This is a genomic window from Paenibacillus sp. FSL H8-0261 (assembly GCF_045040645.1).
Classification (GTDB): Bacteria; Bacillota; Bacilli; order Paenibacillales; family Paenibacillaceae; genus Paenibacillus_AQ.
Genome location: NZ_CP150297.1, coordinates 5,135,132 through 5,157,794 on the forward strand (window position 1 = coordinate 5,135,132; position 22,663 = coordinate 5,157,794).

16 protein-coding genes are annotated in these 22,663 nt (G+C 44.7%); 1 reads left to right on the forward strand and 15 read right to left on the reverse strand.

Annotated features, from left to right (window positions below; translation table 11 throughout):
• Positions 1-107: 107 nt before the first annotated feature.
• The 11 genes from MHI27_RS22930 to MHI27_RS22980 form a co-directional block, all read right to left on the reverse strand.
• The gene (locus MHI27_RS22930) at positions 108-1,337 is read right to left on the reverse strand and encodes a hypothetical protein (RefSeq protein WP_405174781.1); all 1,230 of its coding nucleotides are present in this window, start codon (positions 1,335-1,337) and stop codon (positions 108-110) included.
• A 321-nt stretch (positions 1,338-1,658) separates the two neighbouring features.
• Positions 1,659-2,870, reverse strand: a complete 1,212-nt coding sequence (locus MHI27_RS22935) for an MFS transporter (RefSeq protein ID WP_405174782.1) — start codon at positions 2,868-2,870, stop codon at positions 1,659-1,661.
• Positions 2,857-4,041 carry an MGDG synthase family glycosyltransferase gene (locus tag MHI27_RS22940; protein ID WP_405174783.1) on the reverse strand — a complete coding sequence of 395 codons (1,185 nt, stop codon included), beginning with the start codon at positions 4,039-4,041 and terminating at the stop codon, positions 2,857-2,859. The genes MHI27_RS22935 and MHI27_RS22940 overlap by 14 nt, the downstream gene beginning before the upstream one ends.
• Positions 4,042-4,243: 202 nt before the next feature.
• Entirely contained in the window at positions 4,244-5,257 is a 1,014-nt protein-coding gene (locus MHI27_RS22945; protein ID WP_405174784.1) for a zinc-dependent alcohol dehydrogenase family protein, read from the reverse strand.
• Between the two features lie 31 nt (positions 5,258-5,288).
• Complete coding sequence (locus tag MHI27_RS22950; RefSeq protein ID WP_405176782.1) at positions 5,289-7,838, reverse strand: glycosyl hydrolase 2 galactose-binding domain-containing protein; 2,550 nt, start codon at positions 7,836-7,838, stop codon at positions 5,289-5,291.
• Positions 7,839-7,905: 67 nt separating this feature from the next.
• On the reverse strand, positions 7,906-8,967 hold the full coding sequence (locus tag MHI27_RS22955; RefSeq protein ID WP_405174785.1) for a glycoside hydrolase family 130 protein: 1,062 nt from the start codon (positions 8,965-8,967) through the stop codon (positions 7,906-7,908).
• 36 nt (positions 8,968-9,003) lie between these two features.
• A complete protein-coding gene (locus tag MHI27_RS22960; protein WP_076284698.1) occupies positions 9,004-9,948 on the reverse strand; it encodes a DUF1861 family protein in 945 nt (314 codons plus the stop codon).
• Between the two features lie 17 nt (positions 9,949-9,965).
• Complete coding sequence (locus MHI27_RS22965; protein WP_405174786.1) at positions 9,966-11,621, reverse strand: alpha-glucosidase; 1,656 nt, start codon at positions 11,619-11,621, stop codon at positions 9,966-9,968.
• A gap of 23 nt (positions 11,622-11,644) precedes the next feature.
• Positions 11,645-12,484 carry a carbohydrate ABC transporter permease gene (locus MHI27_RS22970; protein WP_076284699.1) on the reverse strand — a complete coding sequence of 280 codons (840 nt, stop codon included), beginning with the start codon at positions 12,482-12,484 and terminating at the stop codon, positions 11,645-11,647.
• Complete coding sequence (locus MHI27_RS22975) at positions 12,471-13,349, reverse strand: carbohydrate ABC transporter permease (RefSeq protein ID WP_179085781.1); 879 nt, start codon at positions 13,347-13,349, stop codon at positions 12,471-12,473. Before MHI27_RS22975 ends, MHI27_RS22970 begins: the two co-directional genes overlap by 14 nt.
• Before the next feature lie 2 nt (positions 13,350-13,351).
• On the reverse strand, positions 13,352-14,665 hold the full coding sequence (locus MHI27_RS22980; RefSeq protein WP_076300769.1) for an ABC transporter substrate-binding protein: 1,314 nt from the start codon (positions 14,663-14,665) through the stop codon (positions 13,352-13,354).
• Positions 14,666-15,010: 345 nt separating this feature from the next.
• Here MHI27_RS22980 and MHI27_RS22985 point away from each other — a divergent pair, with 345 nt between their 5' ends.
• Complete coding sequence (locus MHI27_RS22985) at positions 15,011-16,021, forward strand: LacI family DNA-binding transcriptional regulator (protein WP_076284701.1); 1,011 nt, start codon at positions 15,011-15,013, stop codon at positions 16,019-16,021.
• A gap of 175 nt (positions 16,022-16,196) precedes the next feature.
• On the opposite strand, the gene MHI27_RS22990 is transcribed toward MHI27_RS22985, so the two are convergent.
• Genes MHI27_RS22990 through MHI27_RS23005 form a run of 4 tightly spaced genes read right to left on the reverse strand, consistent with a single transcriptional unit; the run spans position 16,197 to position 22,564 of the window.
• Positions 16,197-17,312, reverse strand: a complete 1,116-nt coding sequence (locus MHI27_RS22990) for a glycoside hydrolase family 88 protein (RefSeq protein WP_405174787.1) — start codon at positions 17,310-17,312, stop codon at positions 16,197-16,199.
• Positions 17,302-19,167, reverse strand: a complete 1,866-nt coding sequence (locus MHI27_RS22995; RefSeq protein WP_405174788.1) for a DUF2264 domain-containing protein — start codon at positions 19,165-19,167, stop codon at positions 17,302-17,304. Before MHI27_RS22995 ends, MHI27_RS22990 begins: the two co-directional genes overlap by 11 nt.
• A gap of 24 nt (positions 19,168-19,191) precedes the next feature.
• Positions 19,192-20,790 (reverse strand): helix-turn-helix domain-containing protein, encoded by a 1,599-nt coding sequence (locus tag MHI27_RS23000; protein WP_042190710.1) that lies wholly within the window; start codon positions 20,788-20,790, stop codon positions 19,192-19,194.
• Positions 20,765-22,564: a sensor histidine kinase gene (locus MHI27_RS23005; RefSeq protein WP_405174789.1), complete on the reverse strand. Its 1,800-nt coding sequence runs from the start codon at positions 22,562-22,564 to the stop codon at positions 20,765-20,767. Before MHI27_RS23005 ends, MHI27_RS23000 begins: the two co-directional genes overlap by 26 nt.
• Positions 22,565-22,663 lie beyond the last annotated feature (99 nt).

A 22,663-nucleotide genomic window follows, 5' to 3' on the forward strand; every position in this document is an offset into this window, starting at 1 on the left:
ACATTTCTCAGTGAACCGCAAAAAAAGCGAGAGCAAATCCCCCGCGTTAAGCAAGTACCCTATTGCATTATCTTCCGATGGGCAGGTAGTGGGATACAGAAAAGATTCTATGTGGGCGAGGGAAATCTCGCAGCTTCAAAGTGGCAACGTTCTGGTAGACCGATACCCCCTTGTGCAAATATTGTGCCAGACAACGCGTTAGCCCTGATACGTACTTGATCACCAGCCTGTAATAAAAGTATAGAAGAGACTTCCACGTAAATTGCGTTACCAAAGGAACCGAGACTTACTTCTGAATCTTCAGCAACAACCACTCCGTTTTTCTCAATACGAACAGATGCTTTGAAATCAGCAACTAGATTATTTACGAAGAATATCGATCCGATAATTAAATATATACCATTCTGAATAGGCGTAAATGTTGAGGTTAGTGGGTTAAACTCACCATTTAAATCAAATTCTACAGTTTGGAAGGTGATAACAGTGTCTCCAATTAATTGTTGCTGATCATCTTTATTAACTCTAAATGCCGATACAGGTACAGGCCCCGTTACTCCTGTTGCTCCCGTTGCTCCTGTCGCTCCAGTTACTCCCGTTGCACCTGTTGCTCCTGTCGCTCCAGTCACTCCCGTTGCTCCCGTCACTCCCGTTGCTCCCGTTGCTCCTGTCGCTCCAGTTACTCCCGTCACTCCCGTTGCTCCCGTTGCTCCTGTTGCCCCCGTTACTCCGGTTGCTCCAGTCACTCCCGTCACTCCGGTTGTTCCCGTTGCACCTGTCGCTCCCGTCACTCCCGTTGTTCCCGTTGTTCCCGTTGCTCCTGTTGCTCCCGTCACTCCCGTTGCTCCCGATGCTCCCGTTGCTCCTGTCGCTCCAGTCACTCCCGTTGCTCCTGTTGCTCCCGATACTCCGGTTGCTCCAGTCACTCCCGTCACTCCGGTTGTTCCCGTTGCACCTGTCGCTCCCGTTGCTCCCGTTACAACTTCAACGCTACCTAAAAGTTCGTCCGATAGAATACGATGGGCTGCTACCAATTCCCGGGATTCATCTTTACCCCATAAGGAAACCTGCGTTTCATTTTCAGCTGGACCTACGATCGTAAACACAAATTCGAAAGCGTCAAATTCTACAGAATAGTTACGAGTGATTACAGTGTTTGTTAGTACTAACATCAATTCTTGAACATATATAGTTCTCGTACCGTTTAAATAAAATCCCTCAATTAAGATCGTTGAATAATCCGCCTCGTTTCGATTATCTATTTTAATCGTAACGAAGCTGGACGGTCTAACACCACCAATGAGATTATTGGAAATGGGACCAGTCGACAAAATTACCATTCCTTTATTCCCTCCTTTCCGAAAGAATTTGAATTCGATTTCGTATCGGTTCATGTTCCCTTTACATAAAAATCCTATATAAGTACTGAAGCGTGATTGAGCGTATTGAGAAAGATCAGTTCTACATTATGGAAGGAATGGTTTACTTTATAGTGTATTATCGACTTTACTAAAATGTCTGTTTGATTGTCCTAAGGAAGATATACTAATAATTTTATTGAAATTCTTTGTTCCTTCCCTTCATTACTTATTTAGTCTTGTATATTAAGCTTAGGTGCAATTCCTAAATTCGTTGTGAAGAGTCTATTAAATAAATCTTAACTACGATACATTTGGAAGCTTCTCCATCCCTCTGTTTCTGTGAATAAATAATCGGGCGGGGGATAGCAAGTAGACAACACTAATCAATCCAAACAAACAGGCACTGACTTGAAAAGGCAGCAATTGATTTCCTGAGCTTCCCAGCCAGCCTCCAATTAGCGGACCAATAACCACCCCTAAACCCTCTATGGAAAACAATAGTCCCCAGCTGATCCCTACAGAATCTTCGGGAATGTAGCTGGACATTAAAGCATTCCAAGAGGGAAGCAAAGCAGCATAAGCACACCCTAGCAGAAGCGAGAGCCCAATGGCGGCGGAGAAGGAATTAATAGAAGTTAAGCCGAACAAGGCAACCGCAAATACGCCGAACCCAATGACAAGGAACCACTTCCCTCCAACTTGATCAAACCATTTTCCCATGGGCACAAGAAATAGAACTACGCCTGCTCCTCCCATAAATAACACGATAGACAGCTGAGAATGGGACAGACCCAGATGCGAAATAGCAAAGCTTGTTAGAAAAGGGACTAGTATCCCGCCCGCTGTAGTCTGCAGCAGCATGCCAGGTACCAGAAATCCTCCCTCTTTCACTTTGTTCCATAGAGATACAAACTGCTCACCTACGGATATATTCACACTCTGCACCGAGACGTTGTTCATCTTTACAAGACCTACCAAGATCCAGCCCGCTACGAAAAATAATCCAATGACAGCAAGGGACAGTGACAGCCCACCACCAATTAACAAATTCATCATTACGGGACCCAGACCTAGACCAGCCATCCAGTATACGTACAAGGTTCCCATCTGTTGTGCTCGTTTTTCCTCTGATACCTGGCTCATACATAGGATCCAGATCGGTGAGAATCCAGCACCCAAGCAAGCAGAGGCTACAATAAGCATCCACGGACTATGCGTTGTCACCATCAATAACAGTCCAATGAACCCAAGAAAGAACCCTCCATGAAGCACGGTACGCCCAGGATATCTATCCAAGAGATAGCCGATGAAGCTTTTGATCAAGCTGTCCGTTAAATAGTGTACGGAGACCGCAATGCCAACTACTGACGTTGTAAGCCCCCAGCTCGTCAATATATAAGTGGGTAAGAACGTGATTAGGACAGCCCCTCTTATCCACTCTATAAAAAAGAGAATCATTGCGAGGCGGGTAAACGTCTGCTGTTGTCTTTCTTTCTTCCTAATAATATCCATGAATCGTCTTCGCCTGCCCTTCAACAAGCATGGATTTTGCTGCGGGAACAGAGGGCTGACGCAATTTAATAGCCTCTAAAGCTTCGGTAACGATAGCATCCGAGGCTGATTTCCGCGAAAAGACCTTCATATGCTGTTCCCTTTCATCTCTGTACGCCATATGCTCCAATCGCTGAAGCTGCTCTACTAACTGCTCCTCATTTCGTGCAATCTCTATCAAATGCTGCCCAGATAACCATTCTGCATTACCTGCCTCCTGACCCGGGAGTGGTCGATAGACGATAACTGGAAGTGTTTGAGCCATCGCCTCAGTCAAGGTAATCCCGCCAGCCTTGGTCAAGAGACAGGAAGCTATGCACATCAGCTCCTGCATTTCTTCGGTATATCCCAAAATGTGAACTCGAGGGTTCTCTTGAAAAAGCTCCCCCGTAGCTGCTCGAAGCTTATGATTATTTCCGCACAATACGATGACATCGAAGCTTGATTGAAGCAGTACTCGTTTTATTAAACCGCCAATGTCACTTAATACGCCGTAAGCTCCTGCCGCTAGTAATAGATATTGACGATTTCCTTTTAACCCATGTTTGCGCAAAAGCGCTTCACGATCCTGAGACTGTTCAAAAGCCTCGCGAATGGGAATCCCACTGACCACAAGCTTCTCTTCAGCAATCCCTGCTGACATCAGAGTCGCCTTCATGCTTTCTGAAGCGATAAAATATTTCGTCGTTCGTGGGTGAAGCCACCTGCCATGAACTACATAATCCGTCATAACCGTGAACAGAGGTATTCGACTTCCTGTTGTTGAAGCTAGTTCAGCAGCAGCCAAATAAGGAAAGGTATGAATAATAATATCCGGCTGTATCTCGTCGATGATCCTTTGTACTTTTCGTTTGCCCATAGAATGGATGAGTCTACCCATGAACTGCTCTGGCCTCATCTTGATCGTCATTGTGTACAAGAATCCATAAAATTCTTGCGTATACCCCGTGTTGTTTAAATAGAATCTTCGGGATAGCTCATTCAAGGTAGGGTGGACTGCAGCGAATAGATCCAGAGTTGTAATCCGACTAATCCCCCGACGTCTAAATGAATGTTCGATGGCCTCAGCCACTTTCATATGCCCGTCCCCAAATGCCGACGTAACAATAAGTACTTTAGGATCTGTGTTCATGACAAAGCTCCTTTTTCTCATGGCCTCCTTTAACTCTAACTCTGAATCGTAAACTGATAGTGAAGGGATTCTTAACTGAATATTAATTTCAATATTTTCTAAAGAGAGACCTCGTAGCAGCCAGTTTTTACCCACAAAAAAACGATGACCTATGGCAAATAGCCAATAGTCATCGTTGTTGTACGCTTACTATGATTAAATACTACCTCTCGTGCACAATAATCCCTTTAGAAACACGCAGTTTCGGATATTCGCCCATGATTTCCGGTATATCTTTTAGCGAAAACTGATGGCTAATCAACGACTCAATCTGAACGATCCCCTTCTCAATTAACGCAATCGATTCCTCATGTGTATATGGATTAATGAAAGAGCCCATGATGTTCAACTCTTTTGTAAAAATTTCGAATGGTGAGACTTGAATCAACGTGTCCGGGGAAGCAACTCCAAACATTAAGACTTGTCCACCCTTACGCGATGCCTTAACCGCCAGCTCCATGGAATCCGCCCGGCCTACACATTCGATCACAATATCAAATTGATGATGAAGAGCTTCCATCACACCTTCTGCTGCAGGAGATACGGCTTCATCCGCACCTAATTCGACTAATCGGTCATGTTTGAACACTTCTGGCTCACTGACAATAATCCCTTTAACACCCGCAGCCTTGACGAGCTGCAAGAACAATTGACCAATAAAACCTCCGCCGATAATCAGGACTTGGTGTGCCTTACGGATATCCAGCTTCTTATAACCGTGAAGTACACAACCTAAAGGTTCAATCATCGCCCCTTCGATCCAGCTCATATCATCAGGTAGCAAGTAACAGTTCGCTCCAGGAACAACACAATACTCGCCCATGCCACCGTCACGAGTCACCCCAACAGCCTGCAAGTTATCGCATAAATGTACTTTTCCATTCCGGCAAAAATAACAGTTTCCACAATAGATGTTCGGATCAACCGATACACGGTCCCCCACTTGCAAGGTCGTAACCTCATCCCCCACAGCCACTATTTCGCCCGCAAGCTCATGTCCTAACACAATCGGAGCTGTCACCTCCGCAGACCCTGGGTATCCATGATAAATATGCTGATCTGTACCACAGATCCCGCAGCATTTCACACGAAGTTTAACTTCTTTGGAGCCAACAGCCGGAGCTTCCCAGTCCTTAAATTCAATGTGCTTAGTTCCTTGAAATACAGCCGCCTTCATCTTAACTCATCTCCTTAAATCCAAGTTTTTGTTAACCCGCATCATTCATTGCCGTTACACGTAAAGTCTCCCAAGGCAGTGCCCCGGCATCAACATGATGAACACGAACCATCTTCTCCTCACCCGGAATCAGATCAAAGAAATTATCGTCCATGAACACCCAGGGTGCATCTAGTTCGATCATCACCATCCGGGCAACGCGATCTGAGATCAAGCGGATATGTCCTTTCGCTTCATCCACAGAGATCTGAATATGTGCAGGTTGAAAATTCATGTCCTTATATTCTCTTAAATAGAGTACATAATCTTCTGTCGCCATCTTCTTCGAACGAAGTACAGCCACAACCTCGCGTGGGCTATGCTGTTGCAGTACCTCAGCTTCAGTTAACTTGGCAAAATTAACTTTACTATTCGCTTCAACGGTAAAATCGAATGCACGCTGATATACAATTGTACCATCCATCCGATAAATCGTTAATTCCGCCTCATCCTGATAAGCTTCGCGGCGATCATTGAGAGCCCATAACTGCAGCGGTCCATTCGGATCATGATCCACACATAAGAGTACCGGTGCAAAGAATTTACGCGCATAGTGGTAGCTCGCCTTTGGTAAACCATAATAATCGATAACAGACCAGCTTGTTCCCGGCCAGCAATCATTGAACTGCCAGAATAAAGCTCCGCTTGTATCCGGCTTATTACGGCGGTAATGCTCAATGCCATACCTCAATCCCTCTGCCTGGGTCAGCATGGAGAATTGAATATATTCATTGATATCCTTCGGAACTCCTGTATAACCTTCCATGAGCATAATGCCCTTTGGATAATGGATATCTTTATTACGATACTTCATTTCATCGCTATCCCAATAGAACTGATTGTCCGGCATGTTCTTTGCTAAGGTGTAACGATTGGAAGCGGCATGCAGCCCGAATTCACTGGCGAATTTCGTGAAGTCTGACTTGAATCGTTTGAACGATATCCCTTCAACACTATAATCCTGTGTCTGCGGTTCACCAAACTGACGAGGCTCATTATTCCCATGCCAGACTTGCCAGTTATGAGTATCGCCTACTTCACGCGAATTATGATCATTGCCGCCAAAAGGCGAGCTAGGCCAAAACGTTCGTGTGGGATCGAGTTGCTCCAATACCGCGGGCATGAGCTCATGATATATTTTTTCTCCATAAAAGGGATGCGCGATCTCGCCGTTAGAGGACAGTGCCTCATACAACCAATCATTCTCGTTATTCCCACACCATAGAGCAAGGCTCGTACGACTGCGAAGACGTTTGACGACCTGCTCAATTTCGCGGTGAACATTATTCATGAAATTACGATTGTAATCTGGATACAATGCACAAGCGAACATGAAGTCCTGCCAGATTAAAATTCCTAACCGATCACATTCATCAAAGAAAATATCCCGCTCATAAATGCCTCCACCCCAAGCGCGAATCATATTCATATTGGCATCCTTGGCCATCTGAAGCAGATGTGTATAGCGGCTATCTGGCACGGTCGCAATAAAGCTATCAATAGGGATCCAATTTGCACCTTTAGCAAAAACTTTTACGCCGTTCAATACAAAAGTGAAAGCATGGCGCCCTTCTTCATCCAGCTGCATCAATTCGATCTTTCGAATCCCAAATGGCTGCTCATAGGTATCTATTAGCTCCCCATCAGCAAATAACGTAACGCGTAGATGATATAAGAAAGGTGTTCCTAGATCATGGGTCCACCATAACTTTGGATCCATCACCTGCAAGGTAACTGAATGATGAAGCGTACGCGCTGTAATCGCCCCGTCAACTGTAATCCCTGAAGCTCTGTCCAAAGCGACATTCGCTTCCGCAACACGCTCCGTCCCGTCCAATAATTCCACACGCGCCGTATACGAACATCCGCGATCAAAAGCATGTGCGCATAAATCCACATCAACAACACCTACTTGACCCTCTATCGAAGTTGTACGGGCAAACACATGATCTAAATGTGCATGACGCCGTTTGATCAGCTGTACCTCTTTCCATATGCCTGCACAGACCAGACGTGGACCCCAGTCCCAGCCAAAATGACTCTGCGCTTTACGTGTCCAAATCCGCTTCTTACTATAGCCCGACCAATAATATTGGACTTTATCGCCTGCGTGTACATGAATAGGATCAAATTTTACGGCAAGCGTATTTTTCCCTTTATTTAATTCACGGGTTACATCAAATGAATGGCTAATGAACATATTATCTGTTGATCCAAGCTCCACACCGTTGAGATATACGGTTGCATAGGTATCTAACCCTTCGAATAATAGCTCCATCTTCTCACCAGGTTTAAGATCAGAATCGTATGAAAAGACCGTACGATACCACCATACCTTTTCTTCAATCCAACGGCATTTCTGATCTTGGTGGCCAAAGAAAGGATCATCAATAATACCTTTCTCCCGAAGCGTCGTATGGATATCACCGGGCACTGAGGTGGTCATCCAGAAATAATCAATAAACTCTGGCGATGCAACTTCAAGATCCCGGGCTTCCCCCACATGAAAATCACGAAGTTTCCAGTTTTCAGTTAATTTAATGTTCATTCTCTTCATCCTCTCTCCCAAATTAAAACGCCAAAACCACTTCGGTTTTGACGTTTTATTGTTATACGTATATCAAGCTATCTAAAATTTCTTGTACACTAAGTTCTGCGCAAGCCATTGATGTATCCGCGACTCCGTAATACATTTTAACAACATCGCCTTCCACGAGTGCACCGCAAGAGAATACAACATCGCCGAAGAATCCGTTCTTCTCATAATCCGCTTCCGGCTCCATGATAGGAGCATTGGAGCGCGCAATCACCTTCGAGGGGTCATTTAGATCTAACAAAACTGCTCCCATGCAATAACGATGTTCCAGCGTGGCTCCATGATACAGCTCCAGCCAGCCTTTCTCGGTCTTGAATGGAACCGCACCACCGCCAATCCGGCCGCTATCCCACATCCCCTCACGCAAACCGATCAGATGCTTATGGTTACCCCAATATAATAAGTTGTCCGATTCTGCGATCCATATTTCCGGATCTCCCGTACTTTTCGTTGTTGGACGGTGCAATGCATAATATTTGCCGTTAATTTTCTCCGGGAAAATCAATACGTCTTTATTATCCGGCCCAAAGATCATGCCGTGGTGAGTTACATTTACGAAATCTTTAGTTGATACCAGCGATTCTCCAACGCCCACAGGGGAGACTGCCGAGAAATAAATATAGTAGGTATCCCCAATTTGGGTTACCCGAGGATCTTCTACCCCGAAGGTCTCCAGTGAATTGGAAGGGTACACAAATGGCTTCTCATCCACCGTAAAATGATGTCCATCCTTACTTCGAGCGATTCGGATATAAGATAATGAAGTCAAGTACTGAAATGTAGCACTAACGGATTTATTCTTAATCACACGCGGATCAGAGAAGTCGAAGCGCTCATCATCTGTATTCAGATCCAAAATATCCAATTCATTGGTCTCCGGATTATAAATCGGAGCTTTCACAATTTTTGGATCCTTGCTAATTGGGCGTTCTGCTACACGGAGAAACATTAATATTTCACCATTATAGCTAGCAATACCGGCATTAAATGCACCAATCACTTCAAAGTCATCGTGATACGCCTTAACGTCCGCCGGTGTAATAAGTGGATTTTGTTCATAACGATAGATTTTCATGTTGTAATAACTCCCTTAACCAAATGGATTTCATAATTATAAAATTTCAAATTGAGCAAAAGGATCAGGGATTGTTGCTCGTTGTGCTTCCGCATCGCTGATTCCTGCATATATATTAGCTGTACCGTCCTCATGACGTACGAGCCCGCCGCTGAACACGACATCCTCCAAATCAGGACGTTTGGCAACGCCTGGCAAGAACTGATTGCGTACAGCGATTAATTGAATATCCGAGTACTCACCTGTTGCCGGATCGATAGCGAATACCATCGGGTAATAGTGACGATCGCCCGAATCATCAAAAGATGCGATATGCCCAAGAACACCGAGCAGTCCGTTCTTTAGCAAGTGTGCTTCATTCGCACCGCCCCACTCTTCATCAACAAACTGTCCATCCAATAACGGTGTTTCTTCGATCAATGGAATGGATAACGCTTCTAACGATGCAATGCGGGTAAAGCCGATTTTACCGCGTCCTCCTTTATCTCCTTGAGGGCGGGTCAGTACTCCAATGCTATCTTTCAGATCCACTAGGCGCAGATCTTTCATGCCATCCGGTCCTTTAAAGAATGGTTCTAAGCTCGCGATGTTCTTCCCGCGGTAGAATACTGTACGCCACATTAAGGCATCAGCCTTTACTGGATGTGGATAAATTTGAACGCCTCCAACTATCAATTCGCCATTAATTTTCGTGAAAAAAGGATCTTGAAGTTCAAGGGTAGGCGCTCCTTCACGGGGTACCCATTGTCCATCACGTTCGACAAAAAAAACGACATCGGAATGCTCGCTGTCACGGGATTCAACCCGACCCGCAATCACCCACTCACCCTCATCTTGGAATGGAGCTGTAATATTGTAGACATCTTTATGATCTACACCTGTGAATGTTAATTTCTGTGTATTGGTTACGGATACGTCTTTCATCGCGTATTCCATGAGCAGTTGTTCACATGTCTTCACAGCATTCTTGAGCAGTTTCATAATAATAAAGTTCCTCTCTAGTCAAATAATAGCGGCGCACGCATCCATATTGCGGCTTCATTCGGCAACAGAGTTACCAAGTCTGTACCGCTCACTATGTCTCGGCGGCTTGATAATATATTAGTTGCTTGCCCATCCAGCAGCTCACTAGGATCAATCTGTATGCTCTGATTATCGTAATTCAAGGCTACGAGCGCTCTGGTATTGGTTTCTTTCAATGTTCTTACATATAAAATAAGATTGCCTCTGCGTTCCAGTACGTCATAATCCCCGAATTGAAATACATCCTGTGTATTGCGCAAGTGGAGAAGCTTTTTATAATAATGTAATAATGAATTCGGTTGATTGCATTCGGACTCCACGTTTAATTGCTGATAATTTGGGCCCATGCCAATCCATGGTGTTCCTGACGTAAACCCGCCATGTGGACTTGCGTCCCATTGCATTGGTGAGCGAGACGCATCTCTTCCCTTTGCATTCGCAATTTTCAGGGCTTCCGCCCGGGTTATCCCCCGCTGTAGTGCGATTTCATATGCCTTCAATCCTTGGATGTCCCGCATATCTTCCAGCTTATGGGCTACGAAATTCCGCATCCCAATCTCTTCACCGAAATATAAGAAAGGTACCCCTTTTGCGGTCAAGGCCAACGTTGCCATAAGGCGGGCCCGTTCTTCCTCAATCTCCGCGTCCCCTTCACCAAAACGCGAAATTACGCGGTCCATATCATGACTACCGAAGAATAACGTTGGAACCTGATCTGCACGGTGCACCTTCTCCATCGTCTTAAGCTCGGCGAACAAATTCTCTGGACTAAATTCCTTCTGGCTTCCCAGATTAAAGTTAAAGACCACATCAAACTTACCCGTTCCGCTGTAACGCTTCAGCATATCCATATCTTCAGAGCCGACTTCACCTACCATGAACATTCCGCTATGCGCATGAACAAACCTGCTAATCTCCTCGATGGCATCCATAATTCCATCTTGATTCTGATCATGTACATGCTTCTGCTCACCCGTTACTTCATCCATCGGGTTATCCGGGAATTGATTGGACACCGATAAGAAGTTGATAACATCTAACCGGAAGCCACTTACGCCTTTGCCCAGCCAATAAGCCATAACATCCTTCATCGCTTCTTTAACTTCGGGATTCGCCCAGTTCAAATCGACCTGTTCTTTCGCAAACCCATGATAGTAATACTGTTCTGTTGCAGCATCCCATTCCCACGCGGTTCCACCAAAAAACGATTCCCAGTTATTAGGTGCGCCGCCGTTCACAGCGTCCTTCCAAATGTACCAATCCCGCTTCGGGTTCGTCCTTGAAGATCGGGATTCCTTGAACCATGCATGCTCTGAAGACGTATGATTCAGGACAAGATCGGCAATCACTCTGATCCCGCGAGCCTTCGCTTCCTGAATAAACCGTTCGAAATCTTCCATCGTTCCAAAGTCTGGATCAATCTGACAATAATCTGCAATGTCATACCCGTTATCTACTTTTGGAGACTTATAGAACGGCGTTAGCCAAATCCCTCCGATGCCAAGTTCCCGCAAATAATCCAGCTTGGAAGTAAGACCGCCGAAATCACCAATCCCATCCCCGTTACTATCACAGAAGCTTGGCATATACACTTCATAGAATACCGTCCCTTTCCACCACGGCTGTTCCAACCGATAACCCCTCCTGTGCAGACCTATTTCAAGTTAAATTGCATGCCTTCCTGGAACTTCTTGCCGAAAATAATGAACAAAATAATGATTGGCAAGGTGAGCATCACTGCACCGGCATACATCGGACCCGGATACGATTGATACGGACCGAACATCTGAGATAATAAAACGTTCAATGTTAACATGCCGTCACTTCGGACGACGATCATATCCCATAGGAGCTCTGTCCAGCGTTCCATTAGCAGGAATAGGAATACAACGGTCGTAATGGACTTCGACATCGGCATCATAATCTTATACAGGATTTTGAAATCGGATGCCCCATCCAGCTTGGCGGCTTCAATAAAAGCGTCGGGTACCGCCTTAAAGAAGTTGGTGTACATGAAGATCCCCCATAAACTCATCGCCTTGGGAATAATGAGCGCCCAATACGTATCGAACAATCCTACTTTTTGAATAATCAAAAAGTTAGGGATGATCAGAATGATTGCCGGAAAGAACATATGAAACAACACAAAGTTGTTAATAGAGTCTCTCCCGCGGAATTTCAGCTTCGCCAACGCATAAGCGACCATAATCGCGAACATCATCATCAAGGCTGTAGATACCAGGGAAACGAACACACTGTTAAAGAAGGCGTGAATCCATGGTCTTGTAATCCCGGTCTCACCACCTGTAAAGAGCCATTGATACGAACGCAGCGTAAATTTCGTAGGTATCAGCTTCCGGTCTACCTGTGACCAATCTGCAAGTGAGTTCAATACCATATATAAATAGGGGAATACCATAATCACGAGCAGTACGATCGCAATCAGATAGCGGATCGACAGCCGGAGCTTGATGTTTGAATTAGACCCAACCATTGCGCTTACCCCACATTTCCAGAATTTTTCGGATTACGAATATAGATATAAATGTCGCAACCGCAGCCATAATCGCGATAGCTGATGCGTAACCTGCCTGCAGGTTCTTAAATGCTTGACTGTATATTTCCATTTGCCATGTATTCGTTGCATAGTTCGGTCCGCCGCCTGTTAATTGGTAGACCTCAGTAAAGATACCGAATGTTGCACCAAAGGATAAAATTAAGGTTGTATAAATCGCAGGGTAAAGCAAAGGCAACGTAATTCTCCAGAACCTTTGGCTGTCCTTCACGCCATCAATTGCCGCTGCTTCATATACTTCCTGATCAATGCTTTCTAAACCTGAAGTAAGAATTAACGCATAGTAACCTGTAAATTTCCAAGCCATAATCATCGCAACGACGAACAATGCCGAGAAAGATCCGCCGAGCCAGTCAATATCAAGACCTAACCGATCCCTTAGAAACGTCTGAACAGGACTTGTATGTGACAAAAAACCTTTAACAATAAGGGATGCAACAACCCCTGAGGATAGGTAAGGCAAGAAGAATCCAATAAGAAATACGGTTTTTAATTTAGGTAAGCCTTTTACAATTACCGCTACAAAAAGCGACATGGCTGTGACAATCGGTACAAATACGATCATAAATTTGTACGTTACCCAAAATGCCGATCTTACCCCTGGTGTGCCTAATGCTTTGGTAAAGTTCTTGAATCCTACAAAATCATAAGTTGGTGAAATCAAGTCCCAGTTAGTAAAAGACAAATATAGAGACCAAATAAGCGGGCCCAAGAAAAACACAGTCGAAAAAATAAGGTAAGGGCTGGCAAAAAGCCAGCCTAACCGATTATTATTTTTTTCAATCATTATTGAAGTTCCCCTTCAATCGCCTTCTTCATATTGTCCCAACCCGTTTTTGGATCAATCTCACCACGAACGATTTTGTTAAAGGCCTCTTGACCAATAAAGGTTTGCAATTCGTTGAATTTTGGATTGTCCATGGATGGAACAGCATTCGGGATTGCTTTTGCATACTCTTGCAATACAGGCGTTTTTTCAAATACAGGTTTAAATGCTTCATTCGTACCTACATCATCACGTGCTGGAGGCAAGTTCGTTTCTTGGAAAAAGGCAACATCGTTTTGAACATCCGAGTATACCCACTTGATGAATTCTATTGCAGCAGCCTGTTGCTCTGGGCTTGCCGATGCGTAGATAACAATTCCTTTAGCATCCGCAAAAGTTTTCGCATTTGCTGGATCCATACCGTCCGGAACAGGAGGCAATGTGACTTCAAAGTTCTTTTTGTACTCAAGTTCCGGATATTTCTCAGCCCACATGTTAAATGTCCAAGGACCGACATCCGTAAATACACCCACGCCATTTTCGAAAGGTTCCGTTACGTTCTGAGTCAAGAGCCCTTTCTCCTTACGAAGATTGTCCACGTAAGAAAGTACGTCTACACCAGCTTTTTCATCGCCAACAAATTGGCTACCCTCAATGAATTTGTTACCATCAGATGCTGCATTGTACAACATAAAGAAGTCGAACCATCTTTTCCATGATGTAGGATCTGCTAAGTCTGGTTTCGCCCAAAGATATTTATCCGGGTATTTTGCTTTTAATTTTTTCGTTGCCTCAATCACTTCACTGTATGTTCTCGGAATTTCGTTCACACCAGCTTCTTTCAAGATATCCGTTCTCCATCCGAACATCATCGCATTCGAGTAGATTGGAAGAACATATTGATGACCATCCGCAAATTCCCAAGGCTCAATCGTTTTGGACATATTACGTTTTGTCACAATATCATCGAAGCCTGCTATTGTATCCAAAGGAACTAACGCTTTACTGTTCGCAAGTTGTGCTGCAAAACCACGGCTAATATTCTCAGTCATCGTCGGAGCGCTTCCACCCGCGATTGCGGCTTGGATACTTGCCTCAGAAGTAGGGGACTCCTTGATCGCACTTACGTTAATTTTCACCTTAGGGTTAACAGTCTCGTACTCTTTGGCGATTTTCTGCCAATATGCTTGTTGAGTCGGGTTAGGTGCAGCCCAGAACTCAATAGTTGTTACTCCATCTGCTGAAGTGCCTGAATTACTGCTCTTTGATCCACAACCGGCAAGAATCGTGAATACAAGCGTAAGTGCAAGCATTACTGAAAGCTTCTTCTTCATAAAATAAACCCTCCCTGAGTATCGATGCACATCAGTGCAGCATTTTGTAATTCCTAGATATAATTTTGTAACGTTACAAAATTAGATAAATATATATCTGTAAGCGGCTTTGTAAGCGTTACAATTGCTATTATTATAGTTTTTAGCGAAAATGTCAACCTGTTATTCGAGTATTAATGAAAAAGACACAATTAATCACATTACAAATTAACTTTACTTAAATGGTTTGTAATGTTAAAATAATTTATAGTTGTAATGTAGTTTTACAGCATAATCTTTAGTATTATGAGAGACAGTATGGAAGAATATTCATTACACTTCTAATTAGAAAGGACGTATCTTCGCATGAAGGTGAAGGTAACAATGCAAGATATCGCCGATCGATTGAATATATCGAAGAACTCTGTTTCTCAGGCTCTGTCCGGTAAAGACGGTGTGAGTGAGGAAACGAGACAGTTAATTATCGATACTGCGAATGAAATGGGTTACACCTATTCGCGAGGGCGCAAAAGCACAGAAGAAGAAGCTGGAACCTTTGTCATTTTGGCATCAGAATTTGCATTTTCCAAACGTAACTTTTTTGGAGAAATTTATTTGAGTATTGAGAAGGAAGCAGCGAAGCGAAATAAGCGTATGGTTATTCAATCTATTGATCATCACGCTTCCGAACAATTGATTCTGCCTCCTATATTATTTGATCCTTCCGTAGAAGGAATCTTGATTCTGTCCCATATTACGACCCCATATATTCAAGCAGTGACGGGCACAGGGATTCCCACCGTGTTAATTGATCACCATCACCCTGATCTTAAGGCCGATAGTATTCTTACCAATAATCGTTATGCCGCTTATACAGCGGTGCAGCATTTAATTGAATTGGGACATACCCGTATTGGCTTCATCGGCAATATTCAATTCTCACCAAGCTATTACGAGCGTTTAGAAGGTTATCGCCTGGCTCTATACCAATCTGCCATTGAATACAACCCAATATGGGTGTTCGATCGTGCCATTGAAGAAATGGATGATGTGTTCAACGCTGTACAAAAGTTGGATAAGCAGCCTACGGCTTGGTTCTGTGTCAATGACGGCTTTGGGTTCTTGATCAATTCCGTGATGTACAAGCTTGGGTATCAGATCCCCCAAGATGTATCTATTGTGAGCTTTGATAATGGACAGTTATCGCGGATAACAACTCCTTTGACTACAACGATGGATGTAGATTTGTCTTACTTTGGACGAAAAGCTATAGAACAACTCTTCTGGCGCATTGATCATCCCGAGGAGCCTTTTATAGAAGTTCTCCTTCCTACCCATCTGATCATTCGGGAATCCACACAACATCCAAATACATAATCAGTTCATATAGACAGGAATGTTGTATGGAGAATAAATACACGCACATCACAAAAAGGGAGGGTCCCACAAGCCATGAAATGGCTGTGGAACTCTCCCTTTACTTTCAGATTAGGATGTATGTTGACGCTCGTTGTGGTCACTACGTGAATGGACCGTTGTTCCATTCACCCTACTACCAATATCCTCGGATTCCGGTCTGCATGCGGATCAGCGCTTCCAAATAATAATAGTCTCCCCAAATCATATGGCCATCAGGCACACGTCCACCTCTGACATGATAGGAACCATGCTTTAGAAGCCCCTCCGCCTCCGGATTTCCGGATGTCGCATAATGTTCCGCTAAGGATTTCATGCTGCGGAGTAAGGCTGCTTCATAAATAGCACGGTCCGGGTCATCTGCGTCCAGAAGATCCAGCAACTCCAAAAGACCGGAAGCCGCAATGGCTGAAGCCGAGCTGTCGCGAGGGGTCCCCGCTTCCACAGGCACATCGAAATCCCAATAAGCCACACTATCCTCCGGAAGATGGCTTATAAAATAATGAGCCAGGCTTTTAGAAGTAATAAGAAAATCCTCATTCTGCGTATAGCGATACGCCAGCGCAAAACCGTATATTCCCCAGGCTTGACCACGAGTCCAGGTCGAACCATCCTCATACCCTTGATGAGTTCCTCCACGAATCGCACTCCCCGTAGCCGGATCAAAGTAAAAAGTATGATAAGAGGAATCATCCCCGCGCACAAGAAATTTTCGGCTCTTTAACGCATGCTGAAGGGCTATATCATAGTAGCGATTGTCCCCCGTTTCCTCCGCAGCCCAGAACAGCAGAGGCAAATTCATCAAACAGTCAATAATGATACGCCCCCCGTTCTCAGGATCACTCTCTAGACCCCAAGCCTGGAGGATTCCAGCTGTTTCACGCCAGCGTTTACACAACGTATCTGCAGCCTGCAGACCGACAGCCCGCGCCGCTTCACTGCCTGTTATTTCCCACTCCGCTACTGCAGTTAGTGAATACAAAAAGCCAATATCATGATGATCTAAAGCGATGTGCTGATCCAAACGATGCTTGAAGTCCCCTAGCCATGAGGCTGCCGCCTCCTTAAAGAATGAATCTTTACCATATTCGTAGGCAAGCCACATCATGCCCACATAGAATCCCTCTATCCAATCATCATTGTCTCCCCATTCGTACTGTTGCCCCTCGGCGATATGGGGCAGTTTGCCCGGATGGTTAGTAATGTTACTCCCAATTTTGTGAATCGCATCCTCAATGGCCTTAGTCCACATCTTTGTTGCTCCTTTCCAATAAATCAACAGTATGCAAAAGTGCATCGTTACTAGGATCGTATACAGCAATCCTTCCGTCTGACTGCCACTGAATAAGCGGCGGCGAAGCCAGACTGGCCTGATTCTCCGGAGTATTCGTTGCTCCAAAGACAGCAGATATCAGTACCTGATCTCCCGGCTCCAATCTGGAGATCAAGCTCGGAAGAAACGTCCGAGGCTTCAGCAGATTAGTATTCGGTTCGGGTAGCACGCATTCTCCCCGGTCAAAACCGCTTAGCATATGTATGGCACTGATTCCCCAGGGCAATTGCACCGAGACAGCAGTGTTAGATACATGAATGATTTCCCGATCACTGCGTGAGAAGCCAGCAGACTGGCCAATGGCAAATCCACCCTCCGCTACGTCGAGACACCGGGCGCTATGAATGCTGTGAATACGGACATGCCACAGACCCGCTGGAATAATCCATGTCTTCACATGTACATCGCTCCAGGGATGCCAGCGTGAATATACATAATTCTCTCCAATTTCCCACATCTCGCAGAATCTGCGTACCCGGTAATGTTCATCGCATTCACACAATGCTAATGTAGAGTCGTAAGCGCCTTGAACTAAGCCATAACCCGCCTTCGGCACACTGAATCCGAACAGCGTGGAGTAAGCAAACTTGGAATATTTAGCTGCGCTATGGGCCATATCAAAGTTAGCCATCTGACCAGAGGTATAGGCAATAACATGCTTATTTCCTTCCGGACGACTCACCAGCATACGTGCCTCTTCGAGTGGTAACATCTCTTTCAATACAGGCAGTGGTTCTTCTTCCGCTTGCCAAAAAGGATGATCGTCCGGCAAGGCAAGAATAAGCATAGCTTTAAAGGCCCAATACGGTGATCCGGGGGCATTGTAGTTCTCCGTCATTACCAGATTCGGGTAAGCATATCCGATACTTAGTAATCCGTCTATTCCCACAATAGGCTTCTCAAACCACCAACGAAAATGACGCATTATAATTCCTTTGAGAACGCCATATGAAAAAGGAAGGACCTCAGCATACACCAGCGCACTCCAGAAAGAGACCTGCGCAAAACGATAGGTCAGACTACGTCCGAAAGGAATCGCACTTCCGTCCTCAGCAAACCAATACATAAAATCTTTGGCAAATTGCGCGGATCTTTCCCGGTAAACTGCAGCCCTCTGAGGATCATCATCCGCCATCAATTTAGCATATATCAGCGTATAATAATGCATAGCAAAAGCAATATAATAGTCTCTCTGATCGGTCAGCCCGTCGGAATACCAGCCATCACTCAAGTAGTAGGTATCAATCTTCTCCAAATAATTATTCATTATCTCTTTATCGTAGGGCAATCCGACTTTCTTAAAGCCCACATTCACAAGAACCGTGAACATCAGCCAGTTATTCGGGTTCGAACGATCCACATGATTGATCTGGTTCAACCAGTTATATACCTGCATTTTCTGAACATCACTCAGCGGCTCCCACAGCTTATGCGGCGCAAGAGCAAGCCCCAGTCCCAGCACAGCCTGTTCCACCATACGCTGGTCTTTGGTTGAGAATTCACCCCAGTATTCTTCATGTTCAGGGTCAGTCCCATTGACGATCCCCTCGAGGAACTTCGGCCAAAGCGCACTCTCCCCTCCCCCGCTGGCATGGGGAACAAGCCCCCATAACGGACGAGCGAAGGCTTCCATAAGCGCGGTAGCTTCATTGTATATTGATCCTGTAGCTCCCATATCGATTCCTGCACATCCAGAAGTAAATCGACTATCCAGCGGAGCATATAGGTCATTTAAGAACATTTGTAATTCATTTTTAGTACCCTTCAGTTCCACAGTAATGGTTCCTCCAATCCAAACTCAATGCCAAGCCGCATATTCACTAGGCCTCATGCCCATTTCCCGTTTAAACAGCTTGATAAAATAACTTTTGTTGGCATATCCCAGATACTCGGAGATCTCTTCCACAGTCTTTCCAGACTGATTAAGCAGCTCTTTTGCCTTCTGAAGCTTTAGCATATTTACATATTCGATGAAATTCTGGTTTGTTTCCCGTTTAAACAAGCGGCTGAAATAGCTGGCATTCAAGTTCAAGCGTCCAGCCATGTCCTCCAGCGTTATTTTCTCCGTTACATGACTGATCACGAACTGCTGGGCTTTAATAACTTCGCTCCGTTTGGACTTAATAGAGAATATACTTATTTTCCGCGCTAATTCTTCCAAGTACTGAACTAGCCACTCTTCCAAATGCTCGAGGGTATCAATGTCACTCACCACGCTAAACAGCTTTTCTTCGGCCATAGGCAATGGAGACTGGAGCAGCTGTTTCGTCTTCAATTGCAAGTCCATCAGCAACCGGAGAACACATTCCTTAACTTCATTTGGATGAAACTTTTGCGTTGCCACCCATTCTCGCCATTCCTTTACATGAACACGAAGCTCTGTTTCCCTATTCAGGGCAATATCATCATTAATAACAGCGTACAGACTTCCATATTCGGCATAAATATCATCCCGCGAAAAGCTAATCTCTTCAAAACGGTGAATGCCCGCCGCTGGAAAATAAAACCGCTGAATCTTCTCCTTTAGCATCCGCTGCAGTGTTCCGCGAATTTCCTCAGGACTGCGCGCCTCAGCACCAAATATGCAGGAGACAGACAGCTTGAGATATTTCTGTACCGCAGAGGCTGCATTTTGAATGGAATGATAGATCGCTTGGTGGTCTCTGGAAGACTGGTCGCTGCAGAAAAGAATAACAATCTCCTTATGGCTGTATCTCGAAATAAATAAACTGTGATCAGCCTCAAGCACTTCCTGCATAATATTCTCGACGGCAAAAGAAATCGTATATTCACTCATACGGCGCACCCGTGAAGCTTCCTCTGGACGGTCAATCACTATAAGCATTGGAATGTAGGTCTTGGCATGGATCATAATTCCGTTTGACCGGGCTTGCTCGATCCAAGCTACCTTGTCCCAAGATTGGTATAACGTATCTTTTAGAAACTTTTCTTTTAGCGCAGCACGGTTTTGTGATTGCTTTTGCTTATATACCTGCATCTCGGTATGCTGCTGCCTGTTCAGACCCACTTCCTTCACAAGTGTTCTGAGTGCATGTTCCAGCTGCTCGATATTCAGTGATTCTTTTAAAATATATTCTCCTACGTTTAATTTCAGCGCCTGCTGAGCGTATTTGAACTCGTTGTGGCAGGACAGAATAATCGCACGAATTCCGGGCTTCATCGCTCTGAATTTCTCAAGCATCTCCAGTCCGTTCATCTTAGGCATGCCAATATCGGTGATAATCAGATCCGGTGGATTCTGCCGTGCTTTTTCCCAAGCCTCAAGACCGCTATAATAACATCCGGTGAGTTCAATCCCGAGCTCACTCCATGACACGGCTTGCGACAAATAACGGATAACCGGATAGTCATCATCCACCAAAATTGCCGTCAGCATTCTCTATACCCACCTTTCCGTAGTTCAGTGGAAACTCCAAACAAATCTCCGTACCCACATCAGGTTCGCTTGATATATTCAACTTAAATGAAGCACCATAAATCATACTGAGGCGTTGGGCCACATTACGTAAGCCTATGCCGGAGAATCCTTTTCTGTCCTCTTCTGCAATTTGCTCACTACTGTATGCGGTTTCACGAAGTCTTTTTAAATTCTCCTGTGACATTCCGATACCATTATCCTTAATGGTGATAACCAAGGTTCCTGTAGTTGTAATAATACGAGCTTCAATAAAGATCTCACCACCAAACTGCTCGAAACCATGGATGATGGCATTCTCGATCATAGGCTGAATCATAAACCGAGGCACCAGTGCTTCAGCAGTTCCGTCTGCTAAATTCATTTCCAGCCTGACCTGATTGGCATGACGAAAATTCATCAAAGTCACATAATGAGATATCGTATCTGTCTCCTCACGAAGCGGGATAAACTCATTGTCTCTGTTAAAGGTCATACGGAGCAAAGACGACAACGAACCAATCAACTCGGCGTTCTCCTTGTCTCCTTGCATCAGAATATTTAACCGGATCGAATTCAACAGATTAAACATAAAGTGCGGATTGATCTGTGCCTGCAGCATTTCCAGTTCAGCTTTTCTTTTTCCTGTTTGCTCATAGGTGATTTGTTCAATCATCGACTCGATTCGATCTAACATTTGGTCGATGGTACGAGCCAGTTGAGCCGCCTCATTATTCCCACGGATTAGCGAACGTTCGTCCAATTGACCACGACCTATTCGCTTTACAAAAGCACTTAATTTCACGATGGGCTGAGTCAGCTTAGAGATTAGAACGGTTAAGAGAACGGAAAAGAAGGTAAAGAATAGAATTTGCACGGCTAAGCTGATAAATAAAATCTGTTTATTCTTTGACAATGCCGCCTTCATAGGGATAATGCTCACCATCTGCCATCTGTTGCTGCTCAGCTCCTGGTCAACATACAAAAATTTCTCCCCACTGATCTCGACAGTATCAAGCCGACCTTCCTTTTTCCACCACGTCATTGTTTCACCAATTCGGGCTGGATCAGCATGTGAGACTACAGTTCCCTTGTCATCCAAAAGCATCATCTCTTTGCCATTGTCATTGTTCAGATAAGGGCGGAGTTTACGCTCATTGATGTTGATAATCATATATCCGATCGTGCTGCTGGAGGTCGATTGTATAGGTCTCGCAATAGTTACCCAATTGGCTGAGCCCTTATCAGAATAGTTGTAGTAGGTGTCGTGCTCCGCTCTCCAGAAAGTCGAAATCGGCTGAGTTTGTTTCAATAGTGACATCCAACGCTCGCTGTAAAAGGTTTTCGGATTAAAGTCGCTATAAGGATAACTCGTATAAATAAATCCATTCTTACCGATTAGTGTCACTTTCAAATACTCTGAAAGAACGAACATATCATCCAGCATCCGCGACATACGGTTATACTGGATGATCTCTTTCGCTGAATGGAGCGACTCTGGAACAGCAGACATCATCTGCCTGATTTCGCTGTTCTGAAGCACAAAATTGGACTGCTCCAGCGTTTGTTCAAAAATGGCATTCATATTGGCACTGGACGCATTGAGAGATTCTCTTGCGCTGCCAACGGCCTTCTCCAGAATCAGATCCCGGGTTAAATAATCTGTAACCATGTAAATGCAGACTAGCGGGATCAGTACGCAAATCATTGAAGACCAGACAAGTTTCATTCGAAGTGATTGATGCTTTCTAAACACGGATGACAGGCCCCATATCTGTTTTAAATTTGGAGCAGGAGGCAGAAATGCTTTCCTGCCCCCACATTATAAGCCCCCTTGGGGAAGCGTACAATCAGT

Excerpts from the sequence above, each read along its gene's own strand:
- MHI27_RS22930 (WP_405174781.1), bottom strand. The coding sequence starts at position 1,337 with ATGGTAATTTTGTCGACTGGTCCCATTTCCAATAATCTCATTGGTGGT.
- MHI27_RS22935 (WP_405174782.1), bottom strand. The coding sequence starts at position 2,870 with ATGGATATTATTAGGAAGAAAGAAAGACAACAGCAGACGTTTACCCGC.
- MHI27_RS22940 (WP_405174783.1), bottom strand. The coding sequence starts at position 4,041 with ATGAACACAGATCCTAAAGTACTTATTGTTACGTCGGCATTTGGGGAC.
- MHI27_RS22945 (WP_405174784.1), bottom strand. The coding sequence starts at position 5,257 with ATGAAGGCGGCTGTATTTCAAGGAACTAAGCACATTGAATTTAAGGAC.
- MHI27_RS22955 (WP_405174785.1), bottom strand. The coding sequence starts at position 8,967 with ATGAAAATCTATCGTTATGAACAAAATCCACTTATTACACCGGCGGAC.
- MHI27_RS22960 (WP_076284698.1), bottom strand. The coding sequence starts at position 9,948 with ATGAAACTGCTCAAGAATGCTGTGAAGACATGTGAACAACTGCTCATG.
- MHI27_RS22970 (WP_076284699.1), bottom strand. The coding sequence starts at position 12,484 with ATGGTTGGGTCTAATTCAAACATCAAGCTCCGGCTGTCGATCCGCTAT.
- MHI27_RS22980 (WP_076300769.1), bottom strand. The coding sequence starts at position 14,665 with ATGAAGAAGAAGCTTTCAGTAATGCTTGCACTTACGCTTGTATTCACG.
- MHI27_RS22985 (WP_076284701.1), top strand. The coding sequence starts at position 15,011 with ATGAAGGTGAAGGTAACAATGCAAGATATCGCCGATCGATTGAATATA.
- MHI27_RS22990 (WP_405174787.1), bottom strand. The coding sequence starts at position 17,312 with ATGTGGACTAAGGCCATTGAGGATGCGATTCACAAAATTGGGAGTAAC.
- MHI27_RS23000 (WP_042190710.1), bottom strand. The coding sequence starts at position 20,790 with ATGCTGACGGCAATTTTGGTGGATGATGACTATCCGGTTATCCGTTAT.